The following is a 26,650-nucleotide window of genomic DNA, read 5'->3' on the forward strand; positions in this document are numbered from 1 at the left end:
TTTGTTTGTTTATTTTCTCAGTGTCACGTCGTCGATTATCGTTCCGTCGGGCAGGAAGCATTGGAAGTGCAGGGTGTTCTCCGAGGCCTCAAGGGTGAGGTAGTTATCCGTTTCCGGCTGCGGAGCGACGGTTTTATCCAGCGGGTGGTCAATCCAGAGGTCGGGGTAGCGGACGTTTCCTGCTACGCCTGTGAGGATGTAGTAGGGACCGTGGCTGCTTGGCTCGAAGTTATACAGATGACCGCGGTTTCGGTAGGTGTGAAGGTGCGCTGTCAGTACCACGTCAACTCCGTATTTGTCGAAGATGGGCATGAATCCGCGCCCCACGTCCTCGGAGATTCCGGGGATGCGCTCGGGACGTTTTTTGATGCCGTATCTCAGCACGTCGCGGTGGAGAAGAACAATCTTCCATTTCTTCTTTGATGCGGCAAGGTCTTTTGGCAGCCATTCCAGCTGCTCGTCGTAAATGCCTTCCTTAAAGTCATTCAGCTCGTCCCACTGTGTATTGACTACTGCAAAATGAACGTCGCCGTAATCGTAGGAGTAATAGTGGCGGTTGAACTCCCTGCTTCCGTTTTCCGGAAGGTCGAATAGCTTCAGATATGCTTCGGGCCAGCGTGTTTTCCAGTCCAGTGTATAGGTTTCGTGGTTTCCCATGATAGGGGCGAAGGGGATGCTGCTTATCATGCCGTCAACACCTGTAAGCCATTGGTTCCATTGGTTATGGTCTTCGCCGTTGTCCACGAGATCACCCATGTTGATGAAAAAGTCCGTGTCAGGATTCCTTTTCCATGCGTCCTGTGCCACGTCGCGCCATGTGACATAGCCGTCGGAGCACTGGGTATCGGGGAATATGAGCGCTTTGAAGCTTTTTCCGCTGTCTGTTTTAAGAGGCATCCATTCTGTGCCGCTGTCCTTTGCGATGATGCGGTATTCGTAGGAAGCACCCTTGGAAAGTCCTTCGATGTGGGCGCTGTGGAGATAGATATCCTGCCCGTCGTCTGTATAGTGTTCGTTTGACGCGGGAACGGAAACATATTCCTCTCCGCCTGCGGCGCGCCAAACCACCTCAGCACCATCCTGTTCATAGGGGGAATGCCACATGATGGTGCGGGAGGTCTGACTGTCCTTGGTTATAATCTGCCTGATGTAATCTGCATCAAGGGAGGTGTCTCCTGTAAGGGTTTTTACCGCCTTTCTGAGAGGCTTTGCCGCGTTTTCTACTGCGGCAGGAGTCCCTGAAAGTGCGCAGCCTCCTGCAAGAGCTGCCAGCGCGCTGCCTGCGATGGTCAAAAATTTACGCCGTGAAATGGGACGCTGTATATCTTTCATCATAATGTCCTTTCTTAAATAAAAACGTCTGATTCTCTACTATCATTGTAAAGAATCAGACGTCAAAAGTCGAATACCTGTTATGAATTTTAATCTATGCTTCATAAGCATTATTTGTGCAGTATTATGTGGTCGATATCAACTCCGCTGGGGAGGTAGCAGGTGAAGGAAAGGGTGCGGCGTGTTGCCTCCATGGTGAGATAGTTGTCCGTCTCAGGCTGGGGCGCCATTACCTCGTCAAGGGGTGCCTGAGGAAGGTTGTAATAGCGGCAGTCTCCTGAGAGGCCTGTATTGATATATATCGGCCCCTTCCGTTTGCTGTTCTTGAAATCGCATATGTGGTCTCTGCGGCGATAGGAATGTATGTGGCCGTCGAGAACAGCATCTATGCCCAACTCATCGAAAAGAGGCATGTAGCGGAGGCCGACGTCGGAGAATTTCGGCGGACGCACGTCGTAGTTGTAGATGTCGCGGTGCATGCAGACCACATTCCAGGGCTTTGTGGATGCCTTGATATCGCGGCGCATCCAGTCCGCCTGCTCCTGAATTATTCCTGTCTTGAAGGAGTTCAGCTCATGCCATACCGTGGACAGCATGATGAAATGAACGGGGCCGTAGTCGAAGGAATAATAAAAACGCGGAAATTCGCTGCTGCCGTTGCCGGGAACATCAAAATAGTTAAGATAGGCGTAGGGCCAGCGGAAATTCCAGTTCAGGTCGTAGGTTTCGTGGTTTCCCACAAGGGGAGCCAGGGGAAGATGCTCCTGGATACCGTCCATGGAGGTGAACCAGTCGTCCCAGTGCTGACTGCTTTCGCCGTTGTCCACCAGGTCGCCGAGAAGGAGAAAAAGGTCCGCGTCCTGATTGCGAAGGGAAGCCGCCAGAGCGATACGCCGCCACGTGATGTAGCCGTCCTCGCACTGGGAGTCGGAAGCGATTATGGCCTTGCAGCGTGTTCCGTCATCTGTTTTCAGGGGATACCAGCTGCTTGCCTTTTTCCCTTCCATGATGCGGTATTCGTACTGCTTCCCGGGAGTCAGGCCTGTGATTTGTGAGGTGTGGAGTATGAGCGCTGTGCCGTCGTCAACGAAGTAGTCTGCCGTGGCCTCTACGCGGTGTTCTGCAGAGGTTCCTGCCTCACGCCATACTGCGTGGACATCCCGTCCGTTTTTGTTTGACTGCCACATTATAGTACGCCCGTGCATGTTGTCCCCTGCGACAATCTGACGGGGGAAACGCATGTCAGGCTCGCCGTAGGGGGATGCAAAGACCTCCGAAAGCGGCGTGAGAATCGTATCCGCTGCAAGACCTGCCAGCGTGCGAAGACTATATTTCATAAACTGCCTCCTTGTTACGGGAGTGGAGAAAAAATTCATTTCATGGGACACCTGTTTCTTTGAGTATTATTTTCAATATATACATTTTTATTTTATCATAGTCCCGCAAACTGGAAATTATCGCAAAACCTGAACGAATGCGTTAAAACTCGGCAAAGGATGTCCCACACTTCTGTAAGTGGGGATTGGGACAGATAACAGGCGGCGAGCATGTCTTATGCCTCGCGCGACGCGAAGCTAGTGCCATTGGCAAAATGCCACAGAAGGAAGTTTGCCTATGGCAAACTTTGATTTAAGGCATTATAATCATTATTAGCAGAGAATGGGAGGTTATATCATGAATAATTTCACGTTTTACACTCCGACGGAAATCATTTTTGGCAAGGATGCCGAGGCCAAGACAGCCGAGGCAGTGAAGAAGCACGGCGGAAAGCGCGTGTTTATTGTGTTTGGCGGCGGCAGCGCGAAAAAGAGCGGCCTTCTGGACAGAATCGAGGAAGAGCTGAAGACGGAAGGCATACCCTTTGAGGAATTTGGCGGCGTTCAGCCGAATCCGACGGTGGCTCATGCCCGTGCCGGTGTAAAGGCTGCAGCGAAGTTCGGCGCGGATATGATTTTGGCAGTTGGCGGCGGCAGCGTAATCGACACGGCAAAGGCTGTTGCCCACGGAGCGTCGAATCTTGATACGGATATTTGGGAGTTCTGGTCAGGCAAGAAGACGGTGGAGCGTTCCATGCCCGTGGGTGTTGTGCTGACTATTTCGGCGGCAGGAAGCGAGACAAGCAATTCCGCTGTTCTCACAAATGAGGAAACGGGAAAGAAATGCGGAATCAATACGGACTTCAACCGTCCTGCCTTTGCAATAATGAATCCAGAGCTTACGTATACTATCCCGCGTTATCAGCTTGCATGCGGTATCGCGGATATCATGATGCATACCCTGGACAGATATTTTACCCATGAAACGGGAAATAATTTCACGGACAGAGTTGCCGAGGCTCTTTTGAAAAATGTTGTGCATTACGCCCGTGCGGCTATGGTGAACCATAAGGATTATGAGGCAATGAGCGAGCTGATGTGGTGCGGAAGTGTTTCTCATAACGGCTTTACCAGTCTCGGACGCACGATGGATTTCGGCGTGCATAAGCTGGGGCATGAGCTGAGCGGAAAATTCGGTGTGACGCACGGTGCTTCTCTTACGACAATGTGGGGGGCATGGGCGCGCACTGTTTATACTGACGCGCCTGAGAGATTCGCTCAGTACGCGGAGAACGTCTGGGGCGTTTCCGTGGGCACGGTTGAGGAACGTGCCCGAGCAGGAATACGCGAGACGGAGGAGTTCTGGAAGAGCATCGGACTGCCCCTCAGCTTCAAGCAGCTTGGGATTGGCGTTCAGGACGAGGAAACTCTCGAATATCTTGCTGATATGTGCACGGATTACGGTAAAAAGACAGTCGCGTTCTTCCATCCGATAGACCGTGAAACGGCGCTTGAAATGTACCGCCGTGCAAACCACTGAGGTGAACTCAATGCGACGGATTACCTCTTTGGCTGCAGGAATACTGCTGTCGGCGGCGGTTATGGGTATGCCCTCCGCAGATGCTGCCGTACCCGTGGCAGAAAGACCTTCTCTTGCGGCTTTGCCGCAGGTGATGCCTTCTGTAAACTCTGCCAGAACGGATAAGGTGCGCGTTACCTGGGACGTGTACAAGGACGCTGTCAGATACAGGCTCAGTGTTTGGGCAAGCCCACAGAAAAAGAAGCTTTTGTATCAGAATGAATGGATTTCCCTGCCGGGCCGTGAGCTTGAGCTTTCATCATACCGCAGGGACAAAACTATAAATATGGATGAGCTGGTGTGGAGCGTGACACCTCTCGACCGCACGGGAAAGCCCATAGCACCCACGTCAGAGCTTCGGTATCTCCGTGACGGTGAGATACGGCCTGAGTCCCCGAGGATTGTCAGCGAGTATGACAGGATGGAAGACGCGCCGCTGTATCCTGTTTACGCCTGGCTGTCCGTTGCTGATGCCTCGAGCTACGAGGTAGAGGTCTGGCGCAGAGGGGAAAACGGAAGCCCCGATGAGCGTGTACGTCACCTCTACACTTATGAAAATATTCTGTACGATGAGCAGCCGCTCACATGGTATGGTAACTATACATGGCGTGTGAGGGCACTTGACGGAAACGGAAGGCGCTACAGCGAATGGTCGGAATGGCAGAGCTTCGTTGTTCTTGGCAAGGTGAAATACGCGGCTCTCGGCGACAGCATAACTCACGGCGGCGGAGCAATCTCAACGCCTCCCTGCATGAAGCTTTATAACTGGGAGAGCTATACAGCGCCTGTATCCGTGAAAAATCTCGGCTGCAGCGGAAATACCACGGCAGATATGCTTGCGAGGTTTGAAAGAGATGTGCTTCCCTTCCAACCCGAGGTGCTTGTGATTCTCGGGGGCGTAAATGATTTCCGCGAGGGCACCTACGGCAGTGAAAGTATCGCGAATCTTGCGCAGCTCAGGGATAAATGCAACGCCTACGGAATCATTCCTGTATTCGTGACTGCTCCTCCAATACGGCCCGAATACATGGTGGCAATGGAGGAAATGGAGCCTGCGTCAGAGGACTGGAAAAGCGGACAGGAAACCATAAACGAATGGGTGCGTCAGCAGCCCTATCACATCGACATAACGGAGCCGCTCACGGACGAGGATGGAGAGCTTCGCGCAGGCTATACCAGCGACGGCCTACACCCTGACGCAGAGCCGAAAAAAATAATCGGAGAAATAATAGGAAAATATTTGTTCAGTCATTTTGGAAAATGATTTGACGGCACTAAAAAACGACGCGTTCGAAATCGAATGCGTCGTTTTTGTTCTCAGAAGAACGGAATAGTTTTATGCTCCTTCATACGCTGGAGCACCGTTACCGAGCGCTGCAGCTCTGTACGAAGCTGACGGTTGATATACGCTCTGAAATCTGCGCCCACGAGATAGGATTCGTTTCCGTTTTCGGAGGTAATCTTTTCGCAGCGTACAACATCGGCAGGAACTATGAGCTCGTCCATAAACGGGAGATCGGAAATCTTTACATCAAGAAGACTGCAGGGGGGAATCGGGTAATCAGACAGGAAGCTGAGCCCTGTAACGCTGAGGTCGGTGGAAATGGCCTCACGGGATTCGGTCATTTCTCCGTGCTCGTCCTGCACGCGTATTTCCAAAGGTAAAACCGTTGCCAGTCTGAAACAGCGGCGGCGGTTGCTCGGATGCGGATTCTCGTGAATTGAATCCACAGATTCGTCTACTCTTAATGCACTTTCTAACGGCACGGGAAACCACTTCCTTTCGTTTAGTGTAATTCTATAATACCTTTTACCTATATTTTTGTCAAGATAAACAGGTCGTCACAATAAACAGTACCTATGGACCTACCAGTTAAATGAAAAAGGTCACATAATTTTCTCTGCTCTATGGGCAATGATATAGAACCAAAGTGCGCATAGCAGGAGTAAAATCCCGGGTACGAGAAAAACTCCTGCGATTCCGGTGAAGCCTGCCAGAGTCCCTCCAAGAAACGAGCCGGAGGAAATTCCTATAAACTGCGCTGATTGATTAAGTCCGTATATGCGCCCAAGATAGTCAGAGGGAGTGTATTGCCGTATGAGGGCGTTTATAGACGGGACAAGTCCTGCGCTTGCTATGCCAACGAGGAAGCGCAGTATGCCCAGCTCCAGAGGTGTGCTGACGAAGGCCTGAGGCAGAAAGCACAGAGCCGCGGCCACAAGGGAGCAAAACAGCACCCGTGACGCTCCGATACGGTCGGATAGCTTCCCGAGAGGTGAGGCGGCAAGCGCGCTTGCGATACCGGTAGCCGCGAAAACCGCGCCTGCGATAAGGGCGATGTGACTGCTGGCAGGAATAAGCGCGGCTATGTAAATCGTAACAATCGGCTGTATGGTATTGAGGGAAAACTGCAGTATGAGTGTCGTTATAAAGAGACCGACGATAAGCCGCGGATGGGGAAGCTCTCTCCATACTGTTTTCATCGGAATGGCTGCTGCCTGCGGCTTCGGGTGGAAGGTCTCATGAATGAAGAACAGGGCGAGGAAGCCCAGGAAGCACCACGCACTGACAATGATGAAGGCCTGGCGGCAGCTCCATGCTTCAATGAGCCATCCGCCGATGAGAGGACCTACGAGAGCTCCCGATACCTGTGAGGTAAAGAACAGACCGAGAGCCCAGCCCGAGCGTTCCTTGGGAGTTTCCTGTGCCACAAGAGGGACGGCGGCGCCGAGAAAACCACTGAGCGCGCCCTGTATAAGACGAAGGATGAAAAGATGCTCAGGTGTCTCCGCAAAGCCGAAGCCAAGCATTATGACAGCCAGCCACCCGCTGGCCCGGAGCACCATGGGCTTTCTTCCGAAGCGGTCTGAAAGACGTCCCCATATAGGAGCGGAAATCGCAAGCGTCACGAAATTTATTCCAAAAATAAGTCCCGACCAGCGGGCAATTTCTGCCTCGCCCTTCATTCCCATTTCCGCAAGATAAAGCGGAAGCATCGGAGCGAGCTGGCTCATGCCTATGGAAACAATAAAGCATGAAAGACAGCAGAGCCAAAGATTTTTTTTCCAAACAGGCATGACCGCACCTCCTTTTTCACTATGATAGCATAAATTTCTTGCAAAGGCAGATATCTAATGATATAATAATTCGGTCGAGTCAGGTTTGAATTTATGTTTGAACCTTCCCTGCTCCCTGGAGAAAGGGGGCCAAAGTCCAAAGAGGAGGTGATTTCGTGAGAAAGTACGAAGTCATATTCATCGTTAAACCGCTGGAAGAGGAGGCAACGAACGCTGTTATCAGCAAGTTCGCTAACCTTATCAAGAACAACGGCGGTACGATTGACAAAGAAGATCGCTGGGGCAAGCGCAAGCTCGCTTACACGATTAAAGACTGTGCAGAGGGTTTCTACTGCCTGTTCTATGTATCGTGCGAGCCGGAGTGCGTTGCTGAGTGCGACCGCGTTATGAAGCTTACAGACGATATCCTGAAGCACATGATCGTAAAGTCGGAAGAGACTGAGTCCGCTGCTGAGGAAGCACCGGTAGAGAGTGAAGAATAAGTCAGGAGGGGCAGGCCATGAATAAAGTGATTTTGATGGGCCGTCTGGCGCGTGACCCGGATGTTCGTTCCACGCAGAGCGGCAAATCCGTTGCACGCATGACAATCGCCGTAGATCGTCGTGTAAGCAGAAATGCGCAGCCGGGACAGCCGACAGCAGATTTTCTGAATCTTGTCGCTTGGGAGCGTATGGCAGAGTTCTGTCAGAACTATCTGCGCAAGGGAACGAAGATTCTCGTTGAGGGACGCCTTCAGTCCAGAAGCTATGAAGCTCAGGACGGTTCGAAACGGTATGTTACCGAGGTAAGCGTCACGGATATTGAGTTTGCTGAGTCAAAATCACACGATTCAAGCGGCGGTCAGAATTTCGTAGGCGGACAGTTCGATGCTCCGCCTGCCGCACAGGGACCGCAGCAGGGCTTTGGAGGCCCCGTAACTGACGATGATATTCCGTTTTGAAGGAGGAATGAATCGTGATCAGACGTGATAGAGGCAGACGCCCGCGCAAGAAGGTTTGCAGCTTCTGCGTAGACAAGGTTGATCATATCGATTATAAAGACGTAGCAAAGCTCCGCCGGTTCATCACGGAGCGCGGCAAGATTTTACCGCGCCGTATTTCCGGTAACTGCGCTAAGCATCAGCGTCAGGTGACTGTTGCAATCAAACGTGCGCGCAATATCGCACTTCTGCCGTTCACCGCAGAATAATCAAAAACAAGGGAAGAGTCTTCGGACTCTTCTTTTTTTATGCCTTTTCACAGCTTGGTGGATTTGTGGTATCCTTATTATATGAAAACAAATTTTGATTTTGGAGGATATAAATGTCAAAGCAGGAAGCCGCGTTGCAGATAATCTCGGATGAGCGGCCCTTGAGAAGAAAACTTTTTACGACGGGAATTATCATCGGAGCGGCAACAGGCGTCGTGATTGCCTTTTTTCGCGGAGCACTGGAGCTTTCGGAGGATTTGCGCCCGTATTTGGCGGATTTTTTGAATGACTATGGAGCTTTGGGCTATGCGGCATGGTTGTTTGCGCTTCTGGCAGCCGCGTGGATTCTAAACCGTATCGTTTCTTATGAGCCTATGTCAACAGGCAGCGGTATTCCGCAGGTGAAGGGAATACTTTTGGGTGAGATGCGTATGCGCTGGCTGTCAGTGCTGCTGGCGAAGGTCTTTGGCGGCATTATTGCCATCGGCGCGGGTATGTCTCTCGGACGTGAGGGCCCCAGCGTGCAGATAGGCGCATGTGTGGGACAGGGAATAAGCGAGCTGCAAGGGAAACCCCGCACGGCGACGCGGCTTTATCTCACAGCAGGAGCAGGAGCAGGACTTGCCGCGGCATTCAACGCGCCGCTGGCTGGCGTCATATTCTGCCTTGAGGAGCTTACAAAAAGCTTTTCACCTCTGGTGCTTATGGCGACTATAGCGGCGACGGTGACGGCAACTGTTGTGACGCAGTTCGTTTTCGGGGGCGGCCCTGTTTTTCACTTTCCTGAGCTTCTTATGATGCCTCTTGAAACCATATGGCTCATGGTTCCGCTGGGAGTTGTTATAGGATTTCTGGGCGTGGGCTTCAACAAAGGGCTGTTCTTTATTCTTGATGCTTATGACCGTCTTCCGAAGGGCATTGTTCGTCCGCTGCTGCCGCTTCTCACGGGTGCAGGGCTTTTCATGGTGCTGCCCCAGGTTCTCGGGGGAGGAAACCGTTTGGTGGATTCATTGGTTGCCCATCCCGAGCCTCTGATGATGCTCCTGATTTTGTTTGTGGTAAAATATATGTATACTATGCTCTGCTTCGGCTCGGGGGTTCCGGGGGGAATATTTCTTCCCATGCTGGTGCTGGGAGCTGTGGGCGGTTCAGTCTGCGCGGCTGCGGCTGAAGCCTTTGGTGTTCTGCCGGGGGAATACGCCGCGAATTTTATCGTGTTCGGTATGGCGGCGTATTTTGCGGCCGTTGTAAAATCTCCTGTCACGGGAAGTATACTCGTCATGGAGATGACAGGCTCCTTTGAACATCTGCTTGCCCTCATTCTTGTTTCAGTATCGGCGTATCTGACGGCAGATGCCATGCACAGCAGACCTGTATATGATGCCCTGCTTATGAGGTCCCTCAGGAAGAGAAGGCAGGAAGAGAAAAAAACGGAAAAACAGCGGTCCATAATCGAGTTCAGCATCGCCGAGGCGAGCGTTATGGACGGAATATACGTGAAGGATTTTTCCTGGCCCGAGGACAGCCTTTTGGTGAGCATACGGCGCGGAGAAACGGAAATCATACCCCATGGGACGGTTAAGCTGCAGGCAGGCGACCTCATTTATGTTCTTATTGAGGACAGTGAAATAGATAAAATAAGAAAAGCGGTTGACTAGAAGGAGGAAAAGGTATGAAACAGCGTATTGTATGGATTCTTTTGGGATTCATGGTGTTTATGAGCAGCGTCGTAATGGCGGCTCCTGCGGAGAATGCCGCACCGGGAAGCCGTATAAAGGACCTTCTTGCGGAATGGCGCAAAGGAGACGTGAAGCCTGCCACGGGAAATCGTCTTCCTGGAAAGGTCGGTCTGGTCTGGCAGCCGCGGCTGGATGATGCCACGGATATGTCTGAGGCAGAACGTATTGACTGTATAAATGTGGTATCGCCCTGCTGGTTCCGCATCTCCTCCGAGGACGGAACGATGAGCCATGCAGCGCTGTCACCTGATAAGGATTATGTGAAAAAAGCCCAGAAAAAGGGCTACAAGGTCTGGGCGCTTGTTTCCAACAGCTTTGACCCGGATATGACACACAGACTGCTTGCAAACCCTGCAGGAATGAAGCGTGCCATTGATGAAATCATGCAGGCAGTGAAGAAATACGACCTTGACGGCATTAACCTTGATTTTGAAAATATCGAGGAAGAGGACCGCGACGCGCTTTCGGGCTTTATTTCACGTCTTGGCACGGAACTTCATAAGGAAAACAAAACCTTTTCCGTTGACGTGACCTTCCCGGGAGGAAGCCCCAACTGGTCTCTCTGCTATGACCGCGGCGCCATCGCAGCGGCAGCGGATTACGTCATGGTAATGGCATACGACGAGCACCCGGGCGGCTCCAAATATGCAGGCTCGGTGGCGTCCATCGGCTGGGTGGAAAACGGTGTTCAGGCTATGCTGAGAGAGGTTCCTGCAGAAAAGCTTGTTCTTGGAATGCCTCTTTATTCGAGAATCTGGAAAGAATCCGACGGCGTTGTCGAGGATGTGGAGACGCTTTGGATGGAGGACGCGGACAGACTGGTTCGCGAGAAAAAGCTGGCGCGCGTATGGGATGCGGACGCAGGACAGTATTATTTTGAATATCAGAAGAACGGACAGCTCTGCAGAGTATGGCAGGAAAATGCCCGTTCCATCGCACTGAAGGCATCGCTCATCAGCAAATATGACCTTGCAGGAGCGGCGCTGTGGCGCAGGGGCTTTGAGACCGCTGATGTATGGCCTGTGTTGGCGGCAGAGCTTGAAAATTCGCAAAGATAAGGGGAACAATACATGACACGGGAAGAACATCTGGAAGCCATTAAAAAGGCGGATCACGAGTACTATGACCTTGACACGCCTACGTTAAGCGATGAGGAGTACGACGCGCTCAGAAAAAGCTATATCGAAAAGTACGGCGCTGAGGACCTTGACTATACGCCGGGCGGTGTCAGCGGCGAATTTACCGCCTTTCATCACACTACGCCCGTAATAAGTCTCGGAAAGGTGAAGGCAGGGGAAACGGAAAAAATTCTCGCAGGAATAAAAAAACTCTGGCCTGCTGTTCTTGAACCGAAGCTTGACGGACTCACGGTTGTGGCTTATCCCGATGAAAAGGGCGTGTGCAGGTTTGTTACGCGCGGAAACGGCGCGGACGGAGAGGTTCTTCCCAATTTTATTTCGCGTTATGAAGGAAAGCCTGTAAACCGTACGGGCTATCCTGTGCGTGGAGAGGTTTTTCTCACACGGCCTGCCTTTGACTCAATAGTAGAGTCCCAAAAAGCCGCGGGAGAAGAGCCCTTCCGTCAGATAAGAAACGCGGCGGCAGGAATCCTCAGAAACAAGGAACGGAGCCCCTACATAGATAAGCTCAGCTACCTCTGCTACGACGTGGTGGGCCTTGACGTGGCAGAGGGGGAAAAGATGGAGCGCATCGAAAAGGACACAGATTTCGACTGCGTAAAAATTTCTTCCTACGAAACGCCTGAGGAAACCGCGGAGGCGATTCAGCCTCTTTACGACAGCATTGTGGAGTCGGGAGCTTTTCCAATCGACGGCATTGTTATAAAGACACAGCAGTCCGACAGCCTGAAGCGCTTTGGCTCTACGGGACATCACCCGAACAACGCTTTGGCATGGAAGGCTGAAACGGACAAATTCACTACTGTCCTGCGAAAGGTACAGTGGCAGGTAGGCCGCCAGCGCGTGACACCCGTTGCCGTTGTTGACCCCGTTGAAATCGACGGCACAATCGTTACCCAGGCAAGCCTTGCAAACCCGGGAGTCATAAGAAAGCTTGGCCTCAAGATAGGGGCAGGAGTCACAATCCATAAGAGCAACGAGATAATTCCGCAGATTCTCTCTGTAATAACAGAAGGCACGGAGCAGATAGATTTTCCTGAGACATGTCCTGCCTGCGGCTCTGACCTCAGAGAGGAAAATGAGCAGCTTTTCTGTGACAATCCGTTATGCGCCGAGAAGCTTGCGCAGGGCATCGCGTATATAGGAAGCAAAAAGGTTCTGGATATCGAGGGAATGTCCATAGAAACAGCGAGAAAGCTGGTGGCAGCATATCCTGAGCTGGTGCGGGAAAAGCAGATTTTTTCCGCGTTCTTCCTTTCAAAGGAAGAAATCGAGGCTCTGCCGGGCTTCGCAAAAAAATCGGCTGACAAGCTCTATGCTAATATACAGGGAGCTGCACAGAATGTTGATCTGGCGCATTTCATAGCGGCATGCGCGGTACCTGGAATCGGCATGACGGTGGGGACGGCGCTTATGGAGCGGTATGGTACATACGAGGCTGTGTTGGCGGCGCTGAATAATGACGCGGAGGATTTTACGGCTATTGAAGGCATAGGAGAGCTTACTGCCGCAGTCCTTCATGGAGAGACCTTCAGAAGCTCCTTCAGGGCGCTGAGGGAGGCCGTCACTCCTGCCGAATACAAAAAGGATGAAAACAATAAACCGGAGCAGCAGCTCACCTTCGTAATAACGGGCAAAATGGAAAAGCCCAGAAGCTACTATGAGGAAATTATACAGAAGGCGGGGCATAAAACAGCAGGCTCCGTGTCGGGAAACACGGACTATCTCGTAATCGCGGATACAAACAGCACCTCATCGAAAGCAAAAAAAGCACGGGATTTGGGCACAAAGCTCATAAGCCCTGCAGAGCTTGAGGAAATGCTGGGATAAAGCTAAAAAAGAAGCTGCGTTATATATGCAGCTTCTTTTTTGATTGTACCCTGTGGAAAAACAACTCACTAGGTGCTATAATATTTTTATGCATGTTTTTTGAATAATTATTAGTCAGGTGGTAAGAAAATGAGCTTTAATCTGGATTTGGCAGTCAGTGCAATGCCGCTCCTCTTGATGGGCGCTTTGGTGACTGTGAAGATTACCGCACTCTCGGTAGGTCTTGGCGTTGTTATCGGTTTGTTTGTGGGAATTGCACGAATATGCAATGTCCGTATCCTGCGGATACTTTCTGCTGTTTATGTAGATTTTCTGCGCGGTACGCCGCTTCTGGTACAGATTTTCCTTATCTATTTCGCGGTTCCGGTAATAACAGGAATACGAATGGATCCGTTTGTTGCGGCTATTACGTCCTGCAGTATCAACAGCGGCGCCTACGTAGCTGAAATTTTCCGTGCAGGTATTCAGTCCATTGACGAAGGCCAGATGGAAGCAGGCCGCTCTCTCGGTCTTACATGGAAGCAGACCATGTGCTACATCATCATTCCCCAGGCGTTCAAGCGCGTTATTCCGCCTTTGGGCAACGAGTTTATCGCGCTTCTGAAGGATTCCTCACTTGTGTCCGTTATCGGCTTTGAGGAGCTTACGCGCCGTGGACAGCTCATAATCGCACGTACCTACGGTTCGCTCGAAATCTGGACCTGCGTTGCGATTATCTATCTCATCATGACGCTCACCATTTCGCGCCTTGTCGCGTACCTTGAGCGCCGCAATGCAAAGGGAGGTGCCCGTTGATGATAACGCTTAAAAATCTGCATAAATCCTTTGGCGATATAACTGTGTTGAATGGAATCGACCTTGAAGTGGCTGAAAAAGAGGTTGTCGTTATTATTGGGCCCAGCGGTTCGGGAAAATCGACTCTTCTCCGCTGCATCAATCACCTTGAGCAGCCTACGGAAGGAACAGTCGAGGTAGACGGAATCCTTCTCGACAGCGAAGCGAATATAAATGCAGTGCGTGCAGAGGTCGGCATGGTTTTCCAGCGCTTTAACCTCTTCCCGCACATGACGGTTCTGGATAACATCACATTGGCACCTATGAAGGTGCGCGGAGTATCAAAGGAAGAAGCCGAAAAAACAGCCAACGAGCTTTTGAAACGCGTTGGACTGGGTGACCGCGGCGGCGCGTATCCGTCCCAGCTTTCAGGCGGACAGCAGCAGCGTGTTGCCATTGCACGTGCCCTGGCAATGCACCCGAAGATTATGCTCTTTGACGAGCCTACATCCGCGCTTGACCCGGAGATGGTAAAAGAAGTTCTTAACGTCATGAAAAAGCTGGCTGAGGAAGGCATGACAATGGTTGTCGTAACCCATGAAATGGGATTTGCAAGAGAAGTCGGCGACCGAGTTCTCTTCGTAGATGACGGACGGATTCTTGTAGAGGGAACCCCGGAGGAAATCTTCGATAACCCGAAGGAAGAACGTCTTAAATCATTCCTTTCGGAAGTTCTCTGAAAATACATAAAGAGTTTTATGAATCTTTCATTGACAGACAACGGACGGAAGGATATAATGGATATCGTGGTTGACGGAAACGTCGGCCAACAGGTTTTAAGGTTTTAGGAGGAATTATCACATGGTCGGTAAAGTAAAATGGTTCAGCGCAGAAAAAGGTTATGGATTTATTGAAAGAGAAGACGGAAGCGACGTTTTCGTACATTTTTCTGCAATCCAGGACGAAGGCTTCAAGACTCTGAACGAGGGTCAGGATGTTGAGTTCGAGATTGTTGAAGGAGCTCGCGGCCCGCAGGCAGCAAACGTCGTCAAGAAATCTGCATAATAGATTCTGACAAGGTGTGGCAAAGCAATTTGCCACACTTTTTTTATGCCTGTTTTGCAGAGATTGAGCGAAACTGGGAATAATTATGGTTTCTGCGAAATATGATTTGCCTTTACACTTTGAAAGCGATTTCGCCTCACTAAATATTCTTCAAAGACTTTGCAAAAAATTGAATACATATTGCGAACATAAAGGATAACTGCTAAAATGTAACTCGAATAAATAATCAATAAAATCCAAAGTTCTTTGAAGAAATGAGGGTATAACATGGAATATCCCAGAGAAATATATTTAAGACGATTGAGTGACCGCAAACAAAATGGCTTGATAAAAATAATAACCGGTGCCAGACGAGCAGGAAAATCTTACCTGCTAAATGAGTTATACTACAAACAACTGCTAAATACAGGTGTTCCCAGTAAAAATATCATTCGGTTTGCGTTTGATTCCGATGAAGATATAGATATGCTTGATTCATATTTTCCTGAAGAGCCGACGAAAATTAGAAAAAGTGCAGAAGTTTTTTTTGTGAATTCAAAGAAGTTTAGGGCATATATAAAAGATAGAACAAATGATACAGATAACTACTATTTGCTGCTTGACGAGGTTCAATTGCTCGACAGTTTCATTGGAACGCTTAACGGATTCTTGAGACATACCAATTATGATATTTATGTTACAGGGTCAAATTCCAGATTTTTATCCTCAGATATAGCAACAGAATTTAAAGGAAGGGGCACAATCGTACATGTTCTTCCGTTGGCATTTTCTGAATATATGCAAGGGACGGTTGCTGCACCTGAAAAAGCATGGAGAGAGTATGTAATAACCGGAGGAATTCCTCTTGTAGCGCAGATGAAAAGTGACGAAGAAAAAGCTGCTTATCTTAAGAACTTATGTGAAGAAACATATCTGAAGGATATCATTGTGCATAACAATATTAGGAAAAAAGTTGAGCTTGCAGATACATTTGATATTTTGGCATCAATGATTGGCAGTCCGGTGAACACAAAAAAAATTACGGACACATTCAAAAGTCTTTTGGATAAAAGTATCACTGCGAACACAATAGGCGATTATGTAGAGTATTTTCAGGATGCGTTTGTAATTTCAAAAGCAAAAAAATACAATATCAAGGGAAGAAAATATATAAGTGCACCGTTCAAACTTTACTTTGAAGATATCGGGGTAAGAAATGCACGGCTTAATTTTAGACAAATTGAAGAGACACACATCATGGAAAACATTTTGTATAATGAGTTGCGATATCGTGGATTCAACGTAGATGTTGGTGAGGTTAATGTCAGTGAAAAAACAGACCGCGTGGATGTAAATGGGAAGCATATCTATGCTCAGAAAGCACTTGAAGTCGATTTCGTAGCAACAAAAGGGAATCAGAAATTTTACATACAATCAGCACTGTCAATGGAATCTGCTGAAAAACAAGCGCAGGAAAAGCGCAGCTTATATAACATAGATGATTCTTTCAAAAAGGTAGTGGTTGCTAAAACGGGGCTGAATCCTGCATACGATGATAAAGGTGTTTTGGTTATTGATTTGTTTGATTTTTTGTTGGGCAAAGAAGGTCAATTATAACGACTTAACTTCGGAGATATAGTGTGGCGAAATGCGAAAGCAATTTGCCACGCTTTTTTATGCCAATTTCACATGTACTGAAGGGTTGCTTTGGAGGCAACCCTTTTTTATTTGATTAGCGTTATGTTAATGGTAGAACAATTGTCATCAAGTCTCTTGATAACACAAGAAACTATAGGTACGAAATGACATTTTGATGCTGCTGTGTCCTGTCGGGACAGCAATATTAGTTGCCTTTATGCTAAGGTTAATATATGAAACCGGTTTCAGCAGATATTGCTATATATGACAATACATATCGTATATAGCATGCTGGAGTAGTAGTCAAATTAGAAAAACGCAGAATAATTAATTGAATGAGAGTATTCCTGAATCATGGAAGATGAGAAAAATGGAGGCTGATTTAATATGGCAAAATTCTGCTCTAAATGTGGTAAAGAATTGGCGGATGATGAGTTTTTTTGCACGCAGTGCGGAACAAAGCAAAAAATAGATAAAGAACCGATTAGGACTAATAATCCTGTTGTGAGCGATAAACCAATAATGACAAACTCAAACAACGAATTATCTGGTACAGATGCTTTGGAAAACTGCAAGAAGGTAACTTATGTGGCTGGAGCCTTGACGGCTATATCTGTATTTTGCAACTTTATGGAATTAAACATGCCAGGCTTGATTAATTTGTCATTTTCCATTATGGATATTAGCAGTTTGCTTGGGATATATATAATGCTTTTGGGAATAGCAGCTGTATTTGGCACATTTAAAAATGAATATGGCGCTTCTTTTGCTGTGAATCTCGGAATTTTTTTAGGATTTGCAATTGGTTTTTTTGATGCGAGTTCCTCGCTTGGAGCAAATCTGAGCAAGGTTATGGGAATGGGAGCATATTTATTGATAGTTGCCCCATTGGTTGGAGCCGTTGCGAATATTATGTGTCGGTTAGTGAAGTATGGAAAGAAATTTGATGCTGAAAAATTTTTTAGTGAAGTTAAAACTGTTATAAAGCAGGAGACAGAAATTAATGGAATAAAATTGCCTAATTACGTTATTGCAATATTAGTGATAGTATTCCTGGAAATCATAAGCAGTCAGGTAAATTTCGCTAAAATGGGATGGTGATATGGTGCGAAAATGTGTTTAAAAAGCAATTTTGGGATTTGCTTAATTGCTGACGTTTGTTGTTTTGTTCGTTCGCATTATTTAGAGGGGAGGAAAGCAGGATACATAGTAAAAAATATAAGAAGGCTGTGGGACGGAGTTTTAGGTTTGCTCAATGAAAAGCTTGCTGGGGATGTGAATGTAATCCGTTTGTTTAAGTGATAATTACATGAAAAATGGTATATAAGGGGGAATAATGATGTTTTGTCCAAAGTGCGGTGCACAGTTAGAAGAAGGTAGTGTATTTTGTGATTCTTGTGGGACAAAGTTGGAAAGTGGTTCATCTGAAGGCCGTGTAACCAGCTCTTACCCTAAAAGTGGAAATCAACCGGGTGAAAATGAAAGCTTAAAATTTTGGCAAAAAAGCTGGGTTATGTGGGTGTGCCTGCTGTTTTTAACACCGGTGGGGATAATTCTGTGTTATATGAACAGGGAGCGCCATGCACATTGGAAAGTTATTTGTGGAGTCTTCTCTTTTATAGTCCTGGTTGGGATTATGCTGCCGGATGGTGACAATAACACAGCTAGAGAAGCAAAACAAAGGGAATATATCACGGTATCTGTATCCACATTGGTTAATGAACTGGAAAATAACGCAGCTGCGGCACAAAAGAAATACAAAAATAAATATGTAAAGGTAACAGGAAAATTAGGAACTATAGATTCTGATGGCGATTATATCAGTATAGATGATCCTGCGGATGTTTTTTCGATTACAGGTGTACAATGTTTTATTAACAAAAACGATAAAAAACAATCGAATTTTGTGTTAAATCTTCGCAAAGGACAAACAGTTACCGCGTATGGCAAAATTACGGATGTAGGGGAATTACTGGGATATCATCTGGAGGTAGATAGATTTGAATAAAGATATGAGTGATAAACAAAAATACAACTTTATGGAGTAGAGCTATGGATAAATTTTGTAAAGTGTGCGGGGCAGAACTTAGAAATAACGCATCGTTTTGCCATAAATGCGGAGCGGCACAAAAGGCTTCGTCCAGTAATGTAATGGATGATACAAACGATAATAGTGTAAGGACAAAGGAGAGTATAAAAACAAAAAATCCTAATAATATAAAAAAATATATTGGTGTTTTTGTGCTTATAGTAATATTTTTAGCCAAAGGATATGCAGTACTTCACTCTGGCAGTGGACTTCTTGAGAGGGTAAAAGGAGCACTTAATATAGGGACTGCTCAGGTGACAACAGAGAATAAATCAAGTACACCTAAAAATGTCTCTTCAGCAAAAGAACCAAGCACTGTTAATCCTGTAGCAAGTCAGGCGGAGTCTGAACTGAAACAGCATGGAATACAGGGGAAGATAGTGGCAACATCTAAGGGACACAGCAATAGTGGTTATGTTTCCGTGGTAAATAACAATGGTAAATATCAGATAGTCACCTATGATATAAAAAACAGTCGTATAGGGGTTACGCCGTATGACAAAAATCTATTGTATTTTACTGAGAAGAAAACTCAGAACATCGGGCAAGAGCATGTAATATTTAACATGACTATTTTGCATGACAGTGCTGATAGGGATAGTGAAGCCGGTGCTTGGGAGAATGGCAATCATAATTTGCCAATCTTTGCCATTTATAAGTTTGATAGTGCCGGAAATCTTATTCCGGGTATGCTCACCACAGGAAAAGGGGTTAAGCCGTCGCATTATCAGGGATATTTTAATGAAGCCCGTAATGTAGATATCATCAATTTATTTCTTACAGAGATGATGGCTTTACAGAAGAATATTGCTGATAATAGCGTAGTATTGCCTTGATTGAGACTGTGAAGAAATGTTCCTGTTACCCAACTCACTCATAGCGACTTGACCGCCGGAATCCAATGCAACGGATTTCGGCGGTTTTCTATGCCTATTTCACATGTACTGAAAGGTTGCTTTTGAAGCAACCCTTTTTTATTTGATTAGCTGTATATTAGTGATAGAACAACTGTCATAAAAGCTATGGATAAAAAAGAAACTGTAGCTGTGAAATGATATTCAGATACGGCTGTGTCCTGTCGGGACAGCAATATGATATGCTTTTATGCTAATGTGTAACAGATGAAACTGATTTCAATAGATATTCATATATATGATAATTCATATCATATATAGCATGCTGAAATAGTAGGTAAATTAGGGGAAACGTAGAATAGTTAAAAGAGTGAGAATTTTCCTAAATTGAGGGATGAAAATGAGCACAGACAAGAAAATGGTTCTTAGACAAATAGGCGCAAAAATCGCTTATTTCAGAACACTGGTAGGTATCAGCCAAAGAGAACTGGCTGCAAAAATAAATACAACTCAATCCACTATTTCCAAAGTCGAAAGCGGCAACTACAACGATAACCTGAGCATAGTAATGCTCACGGAAATTGCCGACGCATTGGAGGTAGATTTGTCCCTGCTGTTGGAATTCACAGGGTATGAGAAGGCCATGTGGGACAGGAAGAGTGGCGAGTGAGGAGCGGCTAGGAATTTGGTTATTGAGTGGGTTGAAAAGACCGATTCAAATATTCAGGAGGGAAAATCATGAGCACAGTGAAATGGGAGCCTATATGTCTCTTTTGCGGTAAGAAATGCGGCGGAGGTATAAGCAGATCAGAAAGCGCAGGCGCACCTGCCACGAATCCGCCAACCAGTTCAGGTAAATGTCCGTCAAGCCCAGACGGGAAACATAAACCGCGGTGGGAGAAGGTATAGGGTGTGTATAGTAATGCTCGTGGAAATTGCCGACGTATTGGAGTTAGGTTTATCGTTGCCGAGGGAATCCGCCGGATATGAGAAGACTATTTTGGACAGGAAAATAGGCGCATGAGTAGGGGGGCGTGAAAATAGTGATCCCTTTGGTAAGTGAAAATTAATTGTAAGGGAATAAAACACGGTAAAGAAATTGAAAAGACGGCAATTGGATTATGAAGTTATTTGTTTGAGTATATAGAATATCTGAGAATGGAAATGCTGTCGGAAATAAAAATCAAGGAATGAGAAAAAATATGGCGATTGATGATGTTGAATATAACAGTGGGATAAGTTCGTATAAAGAAGAAACGAGACCATTATGCATTAAAACACATAGTAGACCATCTAATAATCGGTATGATCAGTTAGAATATAATAAGGGCAGTTTGTTAAAAAAATACCCAAGGTTTGGAATGAAAGATTTTGTTGCCACGGATTTTTTTGATGAAATCATCAAAAAAATATTTATAGACGGTATAGCTAAAGATACTTTTGTTCGTAATTATACCTTTGATGGCAGCAAGAGCCTCAAGTTAGCGATAAGGTACAAGCGCGGTCCACAGGATTATTTGTCCAATATTCTTCCCGATAATAAGACATTGTTATTTAAAGGATATGTGAGCGGCAATTACTTTATCGTAGATGGCGTGTCCGAGCAGTACAATGAAGAATTGCTGCCTTATGAAGTAGAATGTAGGATTGCTCGTTATGATGATGAATCCAGAGTCAGCGGAGCAGGTGGAAATTTCCTTTATGATTTGGCTGATGCTGCAGCCTCGCTTAATGAACACACCAAGCAACGGCTTCAGGAATGGAAGGATTACATCGAATGGCGGCGTACCATTGTTCAAAAGCGTATGCATGGCGTACGATATACCAGTGTAGAAAGTAAGGACGGCAATCTCGCCTTTACGTTGCAATTCCCAGATAAAGATTCGTATGACGTAGAAGCCAAATGGCTGAAACGTGGAGAATTGGCAGCATACGACGGCAAGGAATATTCCGATGAGGATGGCAATTTTGTGTATAACGAAGAACGCCATCGTTGGAATGAAAAATTTGAGCCGGTGGGGAGTCAGATACGTCGCCTTTCAAAGGAGGGGCGTGAGGTAAATGGTCATTATGAGATTGAATTAGTGTACGCCGTCCCCGATAATGATGAGATCGACGAAATGACGGATGAAGAGCGAGAGGAGTATGTGCAAAATCAATTGCTCCCTCGTTATTCATCAATAGGTTTTCTTGCGCCGCTCGTTATCAAGGATTTGTCCCTCTTTAAGCGCCTGGACAGGGCTGTCTCTGATTTGCAGCAAGATCGCGACTGCCGTTCCCCCAATATGGCCATGTGGATTTTTGATGTGACGCGGGCAAGGCTGCCCCAGCCACAAGACCGGCAGGAGTGGGAAAAACGAGTAGGTGATAATTGGCTTAATACGAGCGTTGCCGATAATCCCGATCAACGCGAAGCCATATTCAAAATGCTGGAAGCCCCGGATCTTTGCTTAATACAAGGTCCTCCAGGAACCGGCAAGACTACTGTAATTGCTGAAGCCATCTATCAGCTTGCCCGTCAGGGAAACCGTGTTCTTCTGGCCTCCCAATCCCATGATGCCGTGGACAATGCGTTGGATAGACTGGCAAACCGTTCTGAGATCAGAGCTATACGTCTTAGTGAACGGGACAGGGATCGTGATGAAGAGCGTAGCAAATTCGGCTCATCAAAGGCACTTTCCACCTATTATGGTACTTTGCGCCAAGCGGTTACGGACAGATTTCTGGCACAGTGGAATAAAAACCGTCAAGATTATAATGACTGCGAACGAGAGCTTCGTGATATTCAGCACGTCACCGCCGATTTGGAGTATTTGAACCATAAGCTTACGGAGCAAAGCCAAAATCTTGAAGATTACCGACGTAGTCTTTCCACAGCTGAAAGCACTCTTCAAAAGATGGTTGAGGAAAATAGCGAACATGAGAATACCAAACGCCAATATATGAATTTTAAAGGCATGGCGGAGCGAAACGAAATCTCTGGAGGAGATTTCTATATCCCTAGTGCTATGGGGGACGTAGTTGCGCCCCTCTTTTGGCAACTTATTCGTAACGCTGCTGAGCAAGGTATTATGCTTGCATCTTCTGTGAGCGAGGACGTGATACGGCGCGAACCAACTTTGTCGATAAGTAGGATAGCCACGTCTTGTGGCGTGCTGTTCGCTTTACGTGAAAAATTGTCTGTCGCTGCCCAAAATGCAACTACTGATGCCGATATCGCCAAATTGAAAATGCAGGATATTGACGAACAGATAAGGAAGATAACAGATCAGCTGGCAGAGGTAGATGACGCAGGGATAAGGAAGGAGTTAAAAGATAAGCGCAACGGTCTCCGAGAGGAAAAGGAAAAACTCGGAGAAAGCGGCGCATTTGTGTTATCTCCTGAAGAGCTTACTTTATTTGACGAAGAGCGGAAGGCAAAAATTCAGTCTGCTGAAGGACAAGCTCAAATGGTCCAATTGCTGTCCAACGTAGAGACAGCGTATCAAAACGCAATTCAAGAATCCTTAAGTCGTATGAGTGAGGTAATTGAATCCTATCAGCCTCAGGATGTCGAGCCCTTATTAGAGCAAGTAAAGTCACACAAGGGACAAATCAAACAGCTAAAGGAAGAAATGCAGCGTAAGCGAGAAGAAATCGCCGCTAAAGAAAAATTAGGCGAGACGCTCTCTGATAAATACAGATGTGAACGGAGTGAAATCGAATCCCACATTGAAGCAGAAATGAGTCGTCTGGATGAGGAGTGGAATCGTGATGCTTCCATTCGACAAGTTTGGCAGGGAACACTGGAAAGATTTGCCGAGCGGCTAGGCGATTCTAAAACTGCCAAGTACGACAAAGAATACCATGAGGACATTTATATTTCCTCCTGCAACGTGGTGGGTATTACATGCACGGCAAACATGCGGGATTTGGATGAGAAATTCCCGGACTTTGATGTGGTTATCATTGACGAGGTCAGTAAGGCGACTCCACCGGAACTCTTGCCACCACTCATGCGGGCAAGAAAAACGATTTTGGTGGGCGACCACAGACAATTGCCGCCAGTGTTCAATGAGTATGAAAAATCCTATAATGAACTATTGGAAGAAATAAACGCCGAAACAGATGAAGATGATGATAATGCCGCAGAAATGGTGCTTCGCGAAGAGGATTTGAACAAGTATCGCACGATGGTTACTTCCTCTTTGTTCCGTGAATATTTCGAGCAAGGTGACGAGCGGATTAAGCATTCTCTGCTTACCCAGTATCGTATGCACTCGGATATCCAGAAAGTCATCAACCGCTTTTATGATGGGAAACTGGAAAGCGGTGTTATGGAAGACGAAAACAGGACAAAAGCCCACGGGCTAAAAGTTACGACTGATAAAGGCGAAAGTTTCCTCCGTCCCGACAGCCATGCTTATTGGGTGGATTCCTCCAGGTTGCAAGGAAAGCTGATGGAGCAGAGTAGATATCAAGGCAGCACTTCGCTCCATAACATTTTCGAGAGGCACATCATCTTGTCTATGCTCTCAAAAATTAATGATGCGTATGCCGCCATGGGGCAATCTGGCGTAACTGTAGGTGTGATTTCCTTCTACGGTTCCCAAGTAGGAGATCTTAGAAAAGCTGTCAAGGATATGCGTAGTCGTGGCAAACTCAAGGCATTAAAAGTTGATGTCAATACAGTAGACCGTTTCCAAGGCAAGGAAAAGCAGATAATTATCACTAGTTTGGTTTGCAATACCAAACGTGGCAATGCCAGCCGCCATGTGGCAGCTTTTGAGCGAATTAATGTTGCTTTTTCCCGTGCGCAAAATTTGCTAATTATTGTGGGAGCCAGAGAACTCTACAGCGGTTTAGCTGTTCCTATTCCCCGCATGGACACTGGAGAGATTAGGAGTGCTCGTATTTACCAAAACATAATTGATGACATAGCACGCAACGGTGCGTTGATAGCAGGAGAAACACTAATTGCTTCAGAGGATGCACAGGCGATTATGGAAGAATACGATAAGGAGGCGAAGGAGCGGTGAATTTAGGTAAAGCTAGGATAGCTTATCCCTTCGTGGAATATTCGGTTCAAGTGACGCACCACACAGAGCGCAAGTCCACGGTGATGGAATGGATGCTTTTAGAAATCGCTCAAAAGGTCGAGTCATATCCTGATTATGCGGCAATCCCCTTGGAAAACATTCTAACATCAATTTTCTCGGTAGCGGATGGTAACATACTCCTTCGTCAAGTTCTAATAGACCTTGTGGATGTCAATGCACTGGAACAAATTCCAGGTTTTAGCGACAAAAGCGAATGGAATCAGCTTAGATGCGGTGATTTGCGGCTGACTGATGACGGTCGCCGCTTGCAGCAGGAGGGCAAACTTCCGGCAAAGTCACAAACTCAAAAATTATCTGTTGTTTATGATGTGGTCAATAATCGTCTTGTAAACAGCAGTAAAGGTATGGTGGACAACACAGTGAGTCCCAAAGCTAAAGATATCGGTGAAGGAAATATGCCTGGTTTTCCTAGTTCCTTAATCGCTTTACGAATTGAAGAATGGCAAGCGGATGGCCAAAATGCCCCTTCGTGGCTACAACGAAACTCTCGAATCGACAATATTGTCCCGGAAGGGGATGCAAAAATAAAGTGGCAAAATATCAGCCACGAGATTTCCATTGATAGCAGAGGTAATTTGAGCCTTTTGGGTGCGCCAAATGATGAAATTGCTGAAGTCGTTCTGAAAGATACGGATTTAGGGACGATGCCAGACTATGAATTGCCGCTAATTGACGTTGATACTCTTCTGAGCAAGCGAAAGTGTGCAATTTATGATAAGACTTCGGATACTATTGAGAGTTATGCGGCAAAAGCTAACATCTTCGTCGTTGCTCCGCAGTTTTCTAACATCATAGATGAAAAAAATAATAAGGTATGCTTGCTGTTGGGGCAGCTGTCGTTTGGGTTCGATGCTACGGGAAAAAATACAGTAATAAGCCTCCCAGATGCTTTCCCGGAGGGGCTGTGCTATCAGGACATCAGTCGTAGCGTGTATGCCACCGCCGTTGAAGGACATATTGGCGCAGTTTCTCGTTTGATACCCTATATATACGAGGATGTGAGCGATTTCTCCGTATTCGTCATAAGTCTGGTAAAAAAGTACTATATGCTGGATCGACGTATGTTGAAGCTTTTGAATCTTGTCGGAGAGGAGAAATATCGAGAGTTTTATACTGCCGATTACATACGGGATTTGCTAAATTCGGCAGAGATACAACAACTTACCCCAATAGATAAAATATTGGACAGGCTCTTGAAGCTCGATGTCAAATTGCAAAATGTGTTGGTGGATGTGCCAATCTCCGCAAGCTCTGAAACTATCCGTTCTGCACTTTTAGGCAAGGATGTAGAAATTCTTGGGGATGTTCGCGAGTGGACGGCGCAATGGCGAGAGGCATTGGAATCTCTCAAAACTAAGACGGACGTGGATGTGAAATCCATGGATTGGCAAGGTACCAACTTTGGTCTATCACTGGAGCGTATGGAGCAAGCGGCAGATGCCGTGGCCGTTTTCTACGACGATTCCGCAAGTCGCTATAGTAAGGTGTATGTTTTTGATACTTGTTCTCTGATGCACTATCCCGATGTGCTGGACGATTTTGTGAGCAATAAGGCTTTAGTAATCATCCCAAAGCAGGTCTTAGTAGAATTGGACGGTCTTAAGACAGCTGATGATGAAAATAGGCGATACCAAGCGCGGCAAGCCATACGAAAAATCCATGAATACGGCGATGAGCCTTGGTTGAAGCAAAACGAGGATAATTATCTGGAACTTCTTTCGGATAGTTTCAGGGAATCAGGTATAAAAGATTTTTACATCCTGTCCGTGGCGGTCAAATATCGCGTAAAGAACCCTGTCATGGTGACGGACGATGAGAACTTCCAGAATTTCGCCCAATCGGAAGGAGTGGAGACAATCACGGCGCATAATCTCCATGAAAAACTGACAAATGAGGTTTCTTCCAAGGGCAAGGGAAAAAATAAAAAGAAGAGGAAATAGGAGGTGGCTAC

23 protein-coding genes are annotated in these 26,650 nt (G+C 46.8%); 19 read left to right on the top strand and 4 right to left on the bottom strand.

What is annotated here, in order from left to right; all coding sequences use genetic code 11:
- Window positions 1-9: 9 nt before the first annotated feature.
- Both BUA83_RS07005 and BUA83_RS07010 read right to left on the bottom strand, forming a co-directional pair.
- Complete coding sequence (locus BUA83_RS07005; protein ID WP_072935513.1) at window positions 10-1,335, bottom strand: purple acid phosphatase family protein; 1,326 nt, start codon at window positions 1,333-1,335, stop codon at window positions 10-12.
- 107 nt (window positions 1,336-1,442) lie between these two features.
- Window positions 1,443-2,669: a purple acid phosphatase family protein gene (locus BUA83_RS07010; protein ID WP_159430489.1), complete on the bottom strand. Its 1,227-nt coding sequence runs from the start codon at window positions 2,667-2,669 to the stop codon at window positions 1,443-1,445.
- 337 nt (window positions 2,670-3,006) lie between these two features.
- On the opposite strand from BUA83_RS07010, the gene BUA83_RS07015 reads away from it, so the two are divergent.
- Window positions 3,007-4,188 (top strand): iron-containing alcohol dehydrogenase, encoded by a 1,182-nt coding sequence (locus BUA83_RS07015; protein WP_072935517.1) that lies wholly within the window; start codon window positions 3,007-3,009, stop codon window positions 4,186-4,188.
- A gap of 10 nt (window positions 4,189-4,198) precedes the next feature.
- Window positions 4,199-5,491: an SGNH/GDSL hydrolase family protein gene (locus BUA83_RS07020; RefSeq protein WP_072935518.1), complete on the top strand. Its 1,293-nt coding sequence runs from the start codon at window positions 4,199-4,201 to the stop codon at window positions 5,489-5,491.
- A gap of 53 nt (window positions 5,492-5,544) precedes the next feature.
- On the opposite strand, the gene BUA83_RS07025 is transcribed toward BUA83_RS07020, so the two are convergent.
- Window positions 5,545-5,994 carry a PilZ domain-containing protein gene (locus tag BUA83_RS07025; protein WP_072935519.1) on the bottom strand — a complete coding sequence of 150 codons (450 nt, stop codon included), beginning with the start codon at window positions 5,992-5,994 and terminating at the stop codon, window positions 5,545-5,547.
- A 120-nt stretch (window positions 5,995-6,114) separates the two neighbouring features.
- Entirely contained in the window at window positions 6,115-7,305 is a 1,191-nt protein-coding gene (locus BUA83_RS07030; protein ID WP_072935520.1) for an MFS transporter, read from the bottom strand.
- A gap of 155 nt (window positions 7,306-7,460) precedes the next feature.
- On the opposite strand from BUA83_RS07030, the gene rpsF reads away from it, so the two are divergent.
- The 17 genes from rpsF (at window position 7,461) to BUA83_RS07115 (ending at window position 26,639) form a co-directional block, all read left to right on the top strand.
- Window positions 7,461-7,787: a 30S ribosomal protein S6 gene (gene rpsF, locus BUA83_RS07035; protein ID WP_072935521.1), complete on the top strand. Its 327-nt coding sequence runs from the start codon at window positions 7,461-7,463 to the stop codon at window positions 7,785-7,787.
- 17 nt (window positions 7,788-7,804) lie between these two features.
- The gene (locus tag BUA83_RS07040) at window positions 7,805-8,245 is read left to right on the top strand and encodes a single-stranded DNA-binding protein (protein WP_072935522.1); all 441 of its coding nucleotides are present in this window, start codon (window positions 7,805-7,807) and stop codon (window positions 8,243-8,245) included.
- 14 nt (window positions 8,246-8,259) lie between these two features.
- Window positions 8,260-8,493: a 30S ribosomal protein S18 gene (rpsR, locus tag BUA83_RS07045; RefSeq protein ID WP_072935524.1), complete on the top strand. Its 234-nt coding sequence runs from the start codon at window positions 8,260-8,262 to the stop codon at window positions 8,491-8,493.
- A 113-nt stretch (window positions 8,494-8,606) separates the two neighbouring features.
- A complete protein-coding gene (locus tag BUA83_RS07050) occupies window positions 8,607-10,151 on the top strand; it encodes a ClC family H(+)/Cl(-) exchange transporter (RefSeq protein WP_072935525.1) in 1,545 nt (514 codons plus the stop codon).
- 14 nt (window positions 10,152-10,165) lie between these two features.
- Window positions 10,166-11,290, top strand: a complete 1,125-nt coding sequence (locus BUA83_RS07055) for a glycosyl hydrolase family 18 protein (RefSeq protein WP_072935527.1) — start codon at window positions 10,166-10,168, stop codon at window positions 11,288-11,290.
- Window positions 11,291-11,302: 12 nt separating this feature from the next.
- Window positions 11,303-13,201 (top strand): BRCT domain-containing protein, encoded by a 1,899-nt coding sequence (locus BUA83_RS07060; protein ID WP_072935528.1) that lies wholly within the window; start codon window positions 11,303-11,305, stop codon window positions 13,199-13,201.
- A 129-nt stretch (window positions 13,202-13,330) separates the two neighbouring features.
- Window positions 13,331-13,996 (top strand): amino acid ABC transporter permease, encoded by a 666-nt coding sequence (locus BUA83_RS07065; protein WP_072935530.1) that lies wholly within the window; start codon window positions 13,331-13,333, stop codon window positions 13,994-13,996.
- Window positions 13,996-14,715, top strand: a complete 720-nt coding sequence (locus BUA83_RS07070) for an amino acid ABC transporter ATP-binding protein (protein ID WP_072935531.1) — start codon at window positions 13,996-13,998, stop codon at window positions 14,713-14,715. Before BUA83_RS07065 ends, BUA83_RS07070 begins: the two co-directional genes overlap by 1 nt.
- 121 nt (window positions 14,716-14,836) lie before the next feature.
- Complete coding sequence (locus tag BUA83_RS07075) at window positions 14,837-15,040, top strand: cold shock domain-containing protein (RefSeq protein WP_072935533.1); 204 nt, start codon at window positions 14,837-14,839, stop codon at window positions 15,038-15,040.
- A gap of 267 nt (window positions 15,041-15,307) precedes the next feature.
- Window positions 15,308-16,636 carry an ATP-binding protein gene (locus BUA83_RS07080; RefSeq protein WP_072935535.1) on the top strand — a complete coding sequence of 443 codons (1,329 nt, stop codon included), beginning with the start codon at window positions 15,308-15,310 and terminating at the stop codon, window positions 16,634-16,636.
- 408 nt (window positions 16,637-17,044) lie between these two features.
- On the top strand, window positions 17,045-17,758 hold the full coding sequence (locus tag BUA83_RS07085; protein ID WP_072935537.1) for a zinc-ribbon domain-containing protein: 714 nt from the start codon (window positions 17,045-17,047) through the stop codon (window positions 17,756-17,758).
- Between the two features lie 238 nt (window positions 17,759-17,996).
- Complete coding sequence (locus tag BUA83_RS12490) at window positions 17,997-18,665, top strand: OB-fold protein (RefSeq protein WP_159430490.1); 669 nt, start codon at window positions 17,997-17,999, stop codon at window positions 18,663-18,665.
- A 44-nt stretch (window positions 18,666-18,709) separates the two neighbouring features.
- On the top strand, window positions 18,710-19,582 hold the full coding sequence (locus BUA83_RS07100; RefSeq protein ID WP_072935539.1) for a zinc ribbon domain-containing protein: 873 nt from the start codon (window positions 18,710-18,712) through the stop codon (window positions 19,580-19,582).
- A 418-nt stretch (window positions 19,583-20,000) separates the two neighbouring features.
- Entirely contained in the window at window positions 20,001-20,270 is a 270-nt protein-coding gene (locus tag BUA83_RS07105; RefSeq protein ID WP_072935540.1) for a helix-turn-helix domain-containing protein, read from the top strand.
- 68 nt (window positions 20,271-20,338) lie between these two features.
- On the top strand, window positions 20,339-20,509 hold the full coding sequence (locus BUA83_RS12645; RefSeq protein ID WP_159430491.1) for a hypothetical protein: 171 nt from the start codon (window positions 20,339-20,341) through the stop codon (window positions 20,507-20,509).
- A gap of 293 nt (window positions 20,510-20,802) precedes the next feature.
- Window positions 20,803-24,618, top strand: coding sequence for an AAA domain-containing protein (locus BUA83_RS07110; RefSeq protein WP_072935541.1), 3,816 nt, complete (start codon window positions 20,803-20,805; stop codon window positions 24,616-24,618).
- A complete protein-coding gene (locus tag BUA83_RS07115) occupies window positions 24,615-26,639 on the top strand; it encodes a PIN domain-containing protein (protein WP_072935542.1) in 2,025 nt (674 codons plus the stop codon). Before BUA83_RS07110 ends, BUA83_RS07115 begins: the two co-directional genes overlap by 4 nt.
- Window positions 26,640-26,650: the final 11 nt, after the last annotated feature.

Origin of the sequence: Schwartzia succinivorans DSM 10502, assembly GCF_900129225.1 — a bacterium.
Taxonomy (GTDB): Bacteria; Bacillota; Negativicutes; order Selenomonadales; family Selenomonadaceae; genus Schwartzia; species Schwartzia succinivorans.